The organism is Bradyrhizobium sp. 187 (assembly GCF_023101005.1).
GTDB classification, from domain to species: domain Bacteria; phylum Pseudomonadota; class Alphaproteobacteria; order Rhizobiales; family Xanthobacteraceae; genus Bradyrhizobium; species Bradyrhizobium canariense_D.
Genome location: NZ_CP064693.1, coordinates 4,853,747 through 4,864,525, shown reverse-complemented (window position 1 = coordinate 4,864,525; position 10,779 = coordinate 4,853,747). Strand labels below are relative to the sequence as shown.

The following is a 10,779-nucleotide window of genomic DNA, read 5'->3' as shown; positions in this document are numbered from 1 at the left end:
TGGAATCAAGGGGGCGGAATGGTCAGTTTTGCGAGCAGGAAGGCCCGGCAGCATGCCGTGATGTCCGAAGACTTCGAGCGCGAGCTGACGCGCGAGGTGCTGCGCACCGAGCTCGTGCGAGTGAGGGCGCTGATCACGACGGGCTGCGTCATCGTCGTGTTCCTCACCGCGATCTACCTCGTCAATTCCTCCGTGGTGCAGCGGGTCTGGCGGGGCACGGAGGGGCTTGCCGAGGTCTATGGTCTCCTGACCGGCTTCATCCTGTTCGAGGTCTGGGTCCACAGCCAGATCAGGCTAAACCTCAAGCTCGACCGCGATCTGCCGGTGATCCGGCGCTATATCGGCGCGCTGATCGAGACCTCGCTGCCGACCGTCATCCTGATCCTGCAGATCCGCAGCATGGGCGCGAGCCAGGCGCTCGGCTTCGTCGTGCCGCTGATCTATTTCATTTTCGTCATCCTCTCGACCCTGCGGCTCGACTTCTGGCTGTCCACCTTCACCGGCTTCGTCGCTGCGGGTGAGTTGCTCGCTGTGGCGCTGATCTTCGATCCCGCCAGCGGGAGCGGCGAGCCGCAGATCTATTTCCACGCGGTTCGAAGCACCATCATCCTGATCTGCGGCGTGCTTGCAGGCGCGGTCGGTGCGCAGCTCCGCCGCCAGTTCGCCGCAAGCATTGCCGCAGCGACCGCGCGCGACCGGGTGACCAACCTGTTCGGTCAGCACGTGTCGCCACAGGTCGTGGAGCGGCTGATGGCGGCGGGGACGAGCGTCGCCGGCGACCTCCGCCGCGTCGCCGTGATGTTCGTCGATTTCCGCGGCTTCACCGCCGGCGCGCAGTCGCGCACGCCGCAGGAGGTGGTCGACCGGCTCGACGGCGCCTTCGCCGTCCTGGTCGACATTCTCGACCGCGAGGGGGGCATCGTGAACAAGTTTTTGGGCGACGGCTTTCTGGCCCTGTTCGGCGCGCCGCTGGAGACCTCCGACGCCGCGCACCGCGCGGTCGCCGCGGGCCGCGAGATGCTGACCGCGATGGCGCGCATCAACGCGCAGACGAGCTGGCCGCTCAGAATCGGAATCGGCATCCATTTCGGCGAGGTCGTCGCCGGCAATATCGGCTCGCCCCGGCGCAAGGAATACACTGTCATCGGAGACACCGTGAACTTCGCCTCCCGGCTGGAGGCGCTGAACAAGGAGTTCGGCTCGCAGCTCTTGATCTCGGCGGCGGTCCGCGAGGCGCTGGGCGAGGACGGCGACGATGCGGTGTCGCTTGGGGAGGTCGAGGTGCGCGGCTATGAGCAGAAGGTGGCGGTGTTTCAACTGGGGTGAGGGCCGCCGCCTGCGCCTTCACTTGTGAGTCGCGTTTCGTTGAAGCGGCTCGCGTTTCGTTGAAGGCGCGTGATGAAATATCCTTGGTAGCTTTGGGTCTTGCACGGTGGAAGCCGAAAATCTCAGCTTCCCTTTGTTACCCGGAGAAAGCCAATGACTCGATCGATCCTTGTTGCAGCCGCCCTGATCGCCGCTGTCACCCAAAGCCAGGCCGCATCGGCGCGGGACAGCGTGCCGCGCCGCGCCGCAACTCACGTGGCGGCCGACTGCGTCAGGGCTCCGGCAGCAGGCGCGTATGCCTCTGCGCCTTACGCACAGCCGCCTTGCCTGCCCAACACGGCGTCCGCGTACTAACTCGCGGCAGAGACGAAGCCGGGCCGGTGAAGTCCGCCAGCCCGGCGTCGCGAACGCTGATGGCGGACTGCGCGGGATCTCGCGCTGGAGGCCGAGTAGATTCGGCGCCGTATCGCAACGGCGCGGCCGGCGAAGATTTTGCGAAGACGGCCTACCCGCTGCTGCGCAACGCGTACGGCCTCGATCGACTGCTCTGGGGCAGCGACTGGCCGCACACGCAGTTCGAGAAGGCGCAAAGCTACGCGAAGAACCGGCGATTTATCGATGGGCTGATCGTCGATCAGAGTGAACGCGCGCAAGTGCTCGCATCGCCACGTTCGCTCTGCCGCTTTTGATCCGTCTTCCGCGATTGCTCCGATTGCACTCTATTTTGGGGCATGACGGGCGATGTCGCCGGCTTGTAGAGTGCCGGCGATGCAGCCGACCGAGGCTGCGCTTGCGTGAAGAGGAAGCGAAGATGCAGCGCCGCTACATCACCGTCGACGTGTTCACCGACCGCGCCTTCGGCGGCAACCAGCTCGCCGTGGTGCTGGATGCCGGCGGGCTCTCCACGCAGCAGATGCAGGCGATCGCGACCGAGTTCAACTATTCGGAGACGACCTTCGTACTGCCGCCGCGCGATAAGGCCAACGACGCCGAAGTGCGCATCTTCACGCCGGTGTTGGAGATCGCCTTTGCCGGTCATCCCAATGTCGGCACAGCCTTCGTGCTGGCGTCGCTGGCGAAGGAGCCGAAACCTCGCCTGCTGTTCGAGGAGAAGGCGGGGCTCGTGCCGGTCGAGATCGTGCGGGAGCAGGGCCGGGTGGTCAGAACGGAGCTGACCGCGCCGCAGCCGCTGGCGCGGTATGCGCCACTGTCACCTGCTGAAGCCGCGAGTTGCATCTCGCTCGGCGCGGATGACATCAAGACCGACAACCACGCAGCGCACGTCGTCACCGTCGGAAACGCGTTTCTCGTGCTGGAGCTGCATTCGCGCGAGGCGCTGAAGCGGGCCCGGCCGGATGCCGCGGCCTATGGCAAGATATTGCCACGCGATGGCGCCCGCTCGGTGTGGTTTTATACCCGTGACGTGCCCGCAGCGGAGGCGCCATGTGAGCGCCAGGCGCGCATGTTCATGCGCGGCGCCAGCGGCCTCACCGAGGATCCCGCGACCGGCAGCGCAACCGTCGCAGCCGCCGCGCTGTTCGCCGATCTCGATCCCAGGCGCGACGGCGAGTTGAGGCTCACGGTCGGCCAGGGCTTTGACATGGGCCGGCCCAGCATCCTGCAGACGCGCGTGCGCAAGCAGGACGGCAAGATCGTCTCCGCCCATGTCGGCGGCAGCTGCGTGCAGATGATGGAAGGGACGTTGAGGCTTGATGGGGAGGGTTAGCTCTCTATTCCATCGTCATGCCCGGGCTTGTCCCGCCTGCGCGGCCGAAGCCGCTTCGGCGACGCGAAGGCCCGGGCATCCACGTTCTTCGTGCTGCGTGGCAAGGCGTGGATGGCCGGGACAGGCCCGGCCATGACGGAGAGAGTCGTTCAGGCCTGCCGTCCCGCCAAATTCTTCACCGTTACCCCATCGCGCTCCTCGATGATCTCCGCGATCATCTGGCGGTGGCAATGGGTGTGGTCGCGCTCGTAGCAAAGCAGGCAGACGGGACCGGCTTTCTTCACCAGCGCCGAGAGCTCGTCCATCTGCTCCCTGGCCTCCGGCGTCTTCAGGTGCTTTGAGAAAACCTTCTCCAGTACATCGTATTGCCCGCTGCGGGCGGCGAGGCGGCCTTCCTTGGGCGTGCCGAGCGCTGCCAGATGGACATAGGCGATGCCGCGTTCATCGAGGCCTGCGGCGAGCTGCCTCTTGGAAAAGCCGGGCCGGCGCGATGACGTCACCGCGCGCACGTCGACGACGAGCTTGACGCCGGATTGCTCCAGCTCGTCGAGCACTGCCTTCGGCGGCGTCTGCTCATAGCCGATGGTGAAGAGCTTTTTTGCCTTTGCCATGAGACACCTTTAGCGAAATACCTCAGCTCACCCGTGCGATCAGTTCCATCGCGCCGGCTGGCGCGCGCACCTTGCCCTCGTGGATGACATAGGCGAACACGTCGCGCGGCTCCTTCTTCGGCTTGGCCTTGTCGACCTTCGGCAGGTCGTCGGGTTCGCTTCCCTCGGCCCAGTCCTGAAAGCGCTTGGCCCAGGCATCGAGCTGCTTCGGCGGATAGCAGGTCTTGATCTCGTCATTGCCCTTCTGCAGTCGCGCATAGACGAAATCGCCGGCGACGTCGGCGATCGCCGGATATTTGCCGTGCTCGGCGAACACGACGGGCGTCTCGAATTCGCGGATCAGCGCGACGAAATCCGACGTGCAGAAACTGTCGTGACGGACCTCGACGACGTGGCGCAGCGCGCGTCCCTCGAGCTTGCGCGGCAACAGCTCGAGGAATTTTCCGAAATCGGCGCCGTCGAATTTTTTGGTCGGCGCAAACTGCCACAGCACCGGCCCAAGATGATCGCCGAGTTCCAGCACGCCGGAATCATAGAAACGCTTGATGGAATCCCCGGCCTCGGCCAGCACGCGCCGGTTGGTGGCGAAGCGCGGCCCCTTCACCGAGAACACGAAACCATCAGGCACCTCGCTCGCCCATTTGCGAAAGCTCTCCGGTTTCTGCGAGCCGTAATAAGTCCCGTTGATCTCGATCGAGGTCAGCTTCGAGGCGGCGTAGGACAGCTCCTTGGCTTGCGTGAGCTTCTCCGGATAGAACACCCCGCGCCATGGCTCGAAGGTCCAGCCGCCGATGCCGATGAAGATGTTGCCGGATTTTTTGGACGCGGTTTTTGCTTTGGCCACGGGAGGATCTCGGATGCGGGAGGAGGGCCTCCATCCTAATCAAACCAGTTGTGATTGGCCAGTTGCGACGTCCCGTCTAAGCTCGCGATAGGATCTGCGAAAAAAGGAGAACAAGATGCGGATGCTGATGGTGGGAGCGGCGCTCGTCATGATGACATCTGCTGCCATGATATCTTCAGTTATGGCCGACGATGACGATGCCAAGGGTGCGCAGAAGCTCGCCACGCAGGGCCGCGACGATTATTGGCATTGCCTGGCGCGGGAATATTCGCGCGTCGGCAATCAGGGCCTGTCGGAACAGGATTTTGGCCGCTCCGTCGCCGGAGCCTGTCCGTCGGAGCGACAATACTACCGGGTGGCACTGCTCGATTATCTCACCACGCAATATCCGGATATTGATGCCGGCGCCCATCTCGCGACCGCGAACAGGGCGGTGGAGGCGGCGCAGAAGGACATCGTGACGGCCTTCGTCAAGCACAAGCCGCCGCAGAAATAGCCCATTGAACCGGTGCGTCCGACAAGCCCTTCCGGCAGCGCGCTCATCCATGGTATCACTGGGCGCATCTGGAACAGGGATGGGTTTCCATGTCGTCTGAGTCGGTGGGGGGCATTTTGGGCGCGATCGTCGCGGCGATCGTGCTTGCGATGGCCGTCGTCTTTGGGCCGATCGGCCAGTACGGCAAGCCGCCCAAACCTGCGAAGGCCGAGCCGGCCGGGGCTGCGGCGCCGGCGGCCCCTGCCGCGCCCGTGCCGCGAGGGCCGGTGATCAAGGAAGTCCCGAACCAGTAAGCGCGTGAAAAAGGCCTCTTCCGCCCCTTGTAAAGCGGCGTTACCGTTCCCATTTAGCTTCTAACGGCGACGTTGAGCGAAAAACTCCGGCGCTGGAACGACCTTGGAATAGCACAGGCTGCGCCGGATGTACGCGCGGCCCGCCGTTCCGGGGTCGTTGGCATTTTGGGCCCCTTTTGGGGCCGCCCCCCAGAGAAACCCTGGCTTGCTGGCGCAAGTTCTTGGCAGCACAGGACGCGGCGGATATACGCTGCCGTCATGAATGAAGCGATCAGACCGGGCTCCGACATCCCACAGAAGGCTTCGCCGGCGCCCGAATTGTCGGTCGTCGTCCCGACCTTCAACGAACGCGACAATGTCACGGTGCTGTACCGGCGGCTGGAGGCCGTGCTGGCCGGCATCGCCTGGGAGGTCGTGTTCGTCGACGATAATTCGCCTGATGGCACCTGGGACGTCGTGCGCGCGCTGGCCCAGCGCGATAGCCGCGTGCGCTGTGTCCGCCGTATCGGCCGCCGCGGCCTGTCGGGGGCCTGCATCGAGGGCATCCTAGCCTCCAGCGCGCCCTATGCGGCCGTGATCGACGCCGACCTCCAGCACGACGAGACGCAACTGCCGAAGATGCTGTCGCTGCTCGCGAGCGGGCAGGCCGAGCTCGTGGTCGGCAGCCGCTACATCGAGGGCTACAAGAGCGAAGGCTTCAACAAGCAGCGCGCCGGCGCCAGCGCGCTGGCAACGGAACTCGCCAGGAAAGCGCTGCGGGTCGAGATCGCCGATCCCATGAGCGGCTTCTTCATGGTTCGCCGCGACCGCTTCGAGCAGCTGGCGCCGAAACTTTCCGTGCACGGCTTCAAGATCCTGCTCGACCTCGTCGCAAGCGCTAACGGCACCTTGCGCGCCATCGAAATTCCCTACACGTTCGGCGAGCGCCAGCACGGCGAAAGCAAGCTCGATTCCATGGTCGCGCTGGATTTTCTCGGCCTCGTTCTGGCGAAGTTCACCAACGATGCTGTCTCGTTACGTTTCCTGCTGTTCGCGATGGTCGGCGGGATCGGCCTCGTGGTGCATCTCACCACCCTGTTCATATCGCTCGAGCTGTTCAAGGAGCCGTTCGCGGAAGCGCAGGCCTCCGGCGCCATCGTCGCGATGACCAGCAATTTCGTTCTCAACAACTTCCTCACCTATCGCGACCAGCGGCTGAAGGGCTTTGCGCTGCTGCGCGGCCTGATCGCGTTCTACATCGTGTGCAGCGTCGGCCTGCTGGCCAATGTCGGCGTCGCCTTCTCGGTCTACGACCAGGAGCCGATCTGGTGGCTTGCGGGTGCGGCCGGGGCGCTGATGGGCGTGGTGTGGAACTACGCGATGTCCGGACTGTTCGTCTGGCGCAAGAAATAGCTCACGATGGGCGGGGCTGATGCGCGGATCGTCCGCAATACCGCGCTGGTGATCCTTGCGCTGGTCGGCTTGCGGCTCGTCGCAGCCGCCGTCACGCCGATCACCTTCGACGAAGCCTATTACTGGATGTGGTCGCAGAACCTCGCTGGGGGATATTACGACCACCCGCCGATGGTTGCCTACGTCATCCGCGCCGGTACCCTGATCGCGGGCGACACCGAACTCGGCGTTCGCGTGGTCTCGATCCTGCTCGCGCTGCCGATGAGCTATGCGGTCTATCGCTCCGCCGCGATCCTGATCGGCGGCGCGCGGGTGGCCGCGACCAGCGCCATCCTGCTCAATGTAACGCTGCTGGCCTCGGTCGGCACGCTGATTGTCACGCCCGATGCGCCGCTTCTGGTTGCCTCCAGCTTCGTGCTGTTCTTTCTCGCCAAGGTGCTGGAGAGCGGCCGCGGCATCTGGTGGCTCGCGGTCGGCGCAGCCGTCGGTGCGGCGCTCCTGTCCAAATACACCGCGATGTTCTTCGGGCTGGCGATCCTGATCTGGATCGCTGCCGTGCCGAAACTGCGGCACTGGTTTCTCTCGCCCTGGCCGTATCTGGGCGGTTTCGTTGCGCTCGCGTTGTTCTCGCCGGTGATCCTCTGGAATGCCGATCATCAATGGGTCTCGTTCGCAAAGCAGCTCGGGCGCGCCAGGATCGAGGATTTTCGTCCGGTCTTCATCGCCGAGCTGATTCCGACGCAGATCGCGTTCGCAACCCCGCTGGTGTTCATCCTCGGCGCGATGGGGCTGCACGCGCTGACCTGGCGCCGGGCCGGCGCACTCGCCTCGCGCGTGCTGATCGAGACGATGTTCTGGACCATCGTCGCCTATTTCGTCTGGCATTCGCTGCATGCCCGCGTCGAGGCCAACTGGTTCGCGCCGGTCTATCCGCCTTTCGTCATCGCGGCGGCCGCCGCCGCCAATCTGGTGCAGTGGAAGCCGCGGCAGCGTCGCCTGGTGGATTTCTGCCTGCGCTGGGCCGCACCCACCGGCATCGTGATGTTTGCCGCGCTGATCGTGCAGGCCAATACCGGCTGGCTGTCCGGCTATCGCCGCGATGCGACCGTGCGTAGCGTCGGCGTCGGCTGGCGCGAGCTCGCTGCCGAAATCGAAGCGGTGCGAGCTCGCAATGGCGCGACCTGCGTGCTTGCCCCGGACTACGGCACGACGGGCTGGCTCGCCTTCTATCTGCCGCGCGGCAGCTGCGTGGCGCAGCAAAACCAGCGCATCCGCTGGGCCAACATGCCCGAGCCGGATCCAAAGCTGCTTGCGGGCAAACTGATCTATGTCGACGAGCTGCGCTCTGACGGCCATCCCGCCGTCCACGATCTCTTTGCCAAGGTGACGCAGGTCGCGCAATTGCAGCGCAAGCGCGGCCCGCTCGTGATCGAGACTTACAGCATCGATCTGCTCGAAGGCGCCAAGGGCGACGTGCTGGACCGCTCGCCGCCGCCGGAAGCGCGGTAGCTCTCCTCGGAACGACGACGAAAGTTCAGTTGATCATCTCGGCCTTGGTCGAGGCCTGGTTCGGCCTGTCCTGGTCGCGCCAGAACCAGACGCTCACGACGCCGGAGCGGCCGCGGACCTGCGTGAGCAGGGGGCCCGACAGAACGCCGTGGGGAGCGCCCTGGAAATCGGCCGCATCCAGCAGCGTATCGCTGAGCGCGAGACGCGCGCCGTTTTTAGCAGCGACCTCCATCAACCGGCTCGCGACGTTGACGGTGTCGCCCGTCGCCGTGATGTGCTGATGGCTTTCGCCGAGGCGGGAGGCGACGATCGGGCCGAAATGCGCGCCGATCTTGAAGCCGAGCTGATCCCTGATCGCTGGCGGCAACCACGCGATCCAGCGCTCGACGCCGCGGTGCAGGTCGATCGCGCATTTCAGCGCGCGTGCGGCGTCGTCGGGCATCGCGCCGGGCAGGCCGAACAGGATCATGGCGCCGTCACCGAGAAAGCCGCTGATCATGCCGCCGCAATCGACCGCGGTCTTCTCGATCAGCGCGTGAAACGCCTTCAGAATGTCCTGGAGTTCACCCGGATCGATCCGCTCGCTCAGCGCCGTGAAGCCGGAGAGATCGATGAAGACCATTGCTGCGTCCTGCCGGACGGGTGTTGACAGGAAATTCGGATCCCGCGCCAGCCACTCCTGCACGGCCGGCGCCTGGAATTGCGCGAGCGACCGGCTCTTGGCGGCAAAATATTGCGTGCGGCGGCCTCCCGCCCACAATTGCACGCCGGCAAAGACCGCAACCGGCGGCACTGCCGCGGCGAGCGTGCTCGCGGCGTTCAACCAGACGCCATGCGTGAACGCAAACAGATTGAACCCGGCCCAGGCGATCATCACCGCGGCCGCGGCGACGATGCCGAGCGCGCTGCGCCGCCAGGCGAGCAGGCCCACCAGCAGCACCGGCAGCAGGATCGCGATGAGCGCGTCGGCGATGTGGACCTTGCGGTCGCGCACGATGCTGTCCCCGGCGACGAGATGGGTGATCGCGGTGGAGACCACTTCGACGCCGGGCATTAGAGAATCGAACGGTGTTGGGTAAAAATCACCGCCGCCGGCGACCGAGGCCCCGATCACGACGATCCGGTTCTCGATCGCCGCGCGACTTAACGTGCCGTCGAAGATGCTCTGTGCGCTGACGGTGCGGATGGTCCGGCGCGGGCCGTAATAGGTGATCGGTAGCGCGAAGTCGGCATCGGTGGGCACCGCGCGGTCGCCGAGCATCAGATGGTCCGGCGCGATCGTCAGCGACTTGTCGAGCGCGCGCGCCGCGACCCGCAACGGAAAGGACAGCTCGACCTTGTCGCTCGTCCGGAACAGCATCGGCACCGAGAGCGGCGAGCCCGATTGTCCGGTCGCAACATTGACGACGCCGACCTCGGCATGATCGGCGAACGCCGGCAAGGGCAGCAGGAAGCGCTCGGCCTGCGGCAGCGCGGCGAGGGGGCCTTGGCCGCTGGTCTCCACGGTCTCCCTGGCGGACGGGAAGATCGCTGCGGCGGCAAGGACGATGGGACCCGTAGCCAGCGTATTTGCCAGCGTAGCGTCGCCGATCGCAGCGCTGCGATCGACCAGCAGCAGGTCGATCGCGACGACCTTCGGCTTGAACTGCACGATGGTGTCGACGACGCGGGCGAGATCGGCGCGCGGCAGCGGATAGCTGCCGCCGCGCTTCACGACGGTGTCGTCGATCGCGACGATGGTGACGAGATCGGGCGGAACCCGCACGCCGCGGACCTGCGTCCGCCAATCCGTCAGCGTCGCCTCGAGGCGATCGAGAAACCGCAGATGACCGTTGGCGTGACCGGCATAGATGCCCGCGCCCCACAGTGCGGTGAGGACGAGTGCCACCAGGATCTGAACGCGTCGGCTACTCATGTGGTCGTGTTGCAATTTCTCTATCGTCCAAATGCTGTTCGCCGCGCCCAGGTGACCCGAACCATTGGCCAAGTCTTACTGACCAAGTCTTGCCATCAACGCGTCGACGCGCGGCTGGCCCCATGTCTTGACCGTCAACGGGCCTGTGGCTTCCACGTCGACGCCTTGGCCACGGTCTAATACCACGCTGCGCCCACCATTCCTTCGGCTCACGCCGACACGGCCGTCAGCCACGAAGACGGAGGTCTTGGCCTCTGCGACATCGACCGCCCATTTCGTGCCGCGCACCGCGGCGATCGCCTGCGGCGTCAGCACCTTGAAGGGATTGCCGCCGGGCTTCTTGGGCACCTCGACCAGCAGCGCTTTGCTGCTCAACTCCACCGAGTCTATATGTCCGTCGCGGTTAGCGTCCTTAAGTTCAAATCTGGCACCGCTTTCGGCAACGATCGTGATGCCGTTGTCGCAGCGCCAGGTCTGCGTACCGGCAGCAGATGGCGTCGCCGTGCAGCCCACATTGGCGGCAGGCTGGGCAATCGCGTGTCCGATCAACAGAAACGACCCCGCCAGAGCGAAAAACCCTGCGCGCACGAACTCTCTCATGCCAGCCTCCGTTTGCGTGCTCGGCACAGTTCAAGGCGATCTTGATACGGTACCGTATCACACGCAG

Annotated in this window: 11 protein-coding genes; 7 read left to right on the top strand and 4 right to left on the bottom strand. The window is 65.1% G+C overall.

What is annotated here, in order from left to right; genetic code table 11:
* The first annotated feature begins 18 nt into the window (after positions 1–18).
* The 3 genes from IVB19_RS23525 to IVB19_RS23510 all read left to right on the top strand — a co-directional run bounded on the left by IVB19_RS23525 (position 19) and on the right by IVB19_RS23510 (position 3,052).
* A complete protein-coding gene (locus IVB19_RS23525) occupies positions 19–1,326 on the top strand; it encodes an adenylate/guanylate cyclase domain-containing protein (protein ID WP_247337371.1) in 1,308 nt (435 codons plus the stop codon).
* A 380-nt stretch (positions 1,327–1,706) separates the two neighbouring features.
* A complete protein-coding gene (locus IVB19_RS23515; RefSeq protein ID WP_240550529.1) occupies positions 1,707–2,015 on the top strand; it encodes an amidohydrolase family protein in 309 nt (102 codons plus the stop codon).
* Between the two features lie 122 nt (positions 2,016–2,137).
* Entirely contained in the window at positions 2,138–3,052 is a 915-nt protein-coding gene (locus IVB19_RS23510; protein ID WP_085396321.1) for a PhzF family protein, read from the top strand.
* A gap of 149 nt (positions 3,053–3,201) precedes the next feature.
* Here IVB19_RS23510 and IVB19_RS23505 read toward each other — a convergent pair whose 3' ends face one another.
* Complete coding sequence (locus IVB19_RS23505) at positions 3,202–3,663, bottom strand: DUF488 domain-containing protein (RefSeq protein ID WP_018455600.1); 462 nt, start codon at positions 3,661–3,663, stop codon at positions 3,202–3,204.
* A gap of 22 nt (positions 3,664–3,685) precedes the next feature.
* Positions 3,686–4,507, bottom strand: a complete 822-nt coding sequence (locus tag IVB19_RS23500) for a DUF72 domain-containing protein (protein ID WP_085385045.1) — start codon at positions 4,505–4,507, stop codon at positions 3,686–3,688.
* A 115-nt stretch (positions 4,508–4,622) separates the two neighbouring features.
* Between IVB19_RS23500 and IVB19_RS23495 the strand changes: the two genes are divergently transcribed.
* From IVB19_RS23495 to IVB19_RS23480, 4 genes are all read left to right on the top strand, one after another.
* Entirely contained in the window at positions 4,623–5,003 is a 381-nt protein-coding gene (locus IVB19_RS23495) for a hypothetical protein (protein WP_085351074.1), read from the top strand.
* A gap of 89 nt (positions 5,004–5,092) precedes the next feature.
* Complete coding sequence (locus IVB19_RS23490) at positions 5,093–5,296, top strand: hypothetical protein (protein WP_085351075.1); 204 nt, start codon at positions 5,093–5,095, stop codon at positions 5,294–5,296.
* 258 nt (positions 5,297–5,554) lie between these two features.
* Entirely contained in the window at positions 5,555–6,688 is a 1,134-nt protein-coding gene (locus tag IVB19_RS23485) for a glycosyltransferase family 2 protein (protein WP_085351076.1), read from the top strand.
* Positions 6,689–6,694: 6 nt separating this feature from the next.
* Positions 6,695–8,197, top strand: a complete 1,503-nt coding sequence (locus tag IVB19_RS23480) for a glycosyltransferase family 39 protein (protein WP_204511628.1) — start codon at positions 6,695–6,697, stop codon at positions 8,195–8,197.
* 25 nt (positions 8,198–8,222) lie between these two features.
* Here the strand turns inward: IVB19_RS23480 and IVB19_RS23475 are convergent, their stop codons facing one another.
* Positions 8,223–10,112, bottom strand: a complete 1,890-nt coding sequence (locus IVB19_RS23475) for a CHASE2 domain-containing protein (protein ID WP_247819892.1) — start codon at positions 10,110–10,112, stop codon at positions 8,223–8,225.
* A 75-nt stretch (positions 10,113–10,187) separates the two neighbouring features.
* Complete coding sequence (locus IVB19_RS23470; protein WP_026232987.1) at positions 10,188–10,712, bottom strand: FecR domain-containing protein; 525 nt, start codon at positions 10,710–10,712, stop codon at positions 10,188–10,190.
* Positions 10,713–10,779 lie beyond the last annotated feature (67 nt).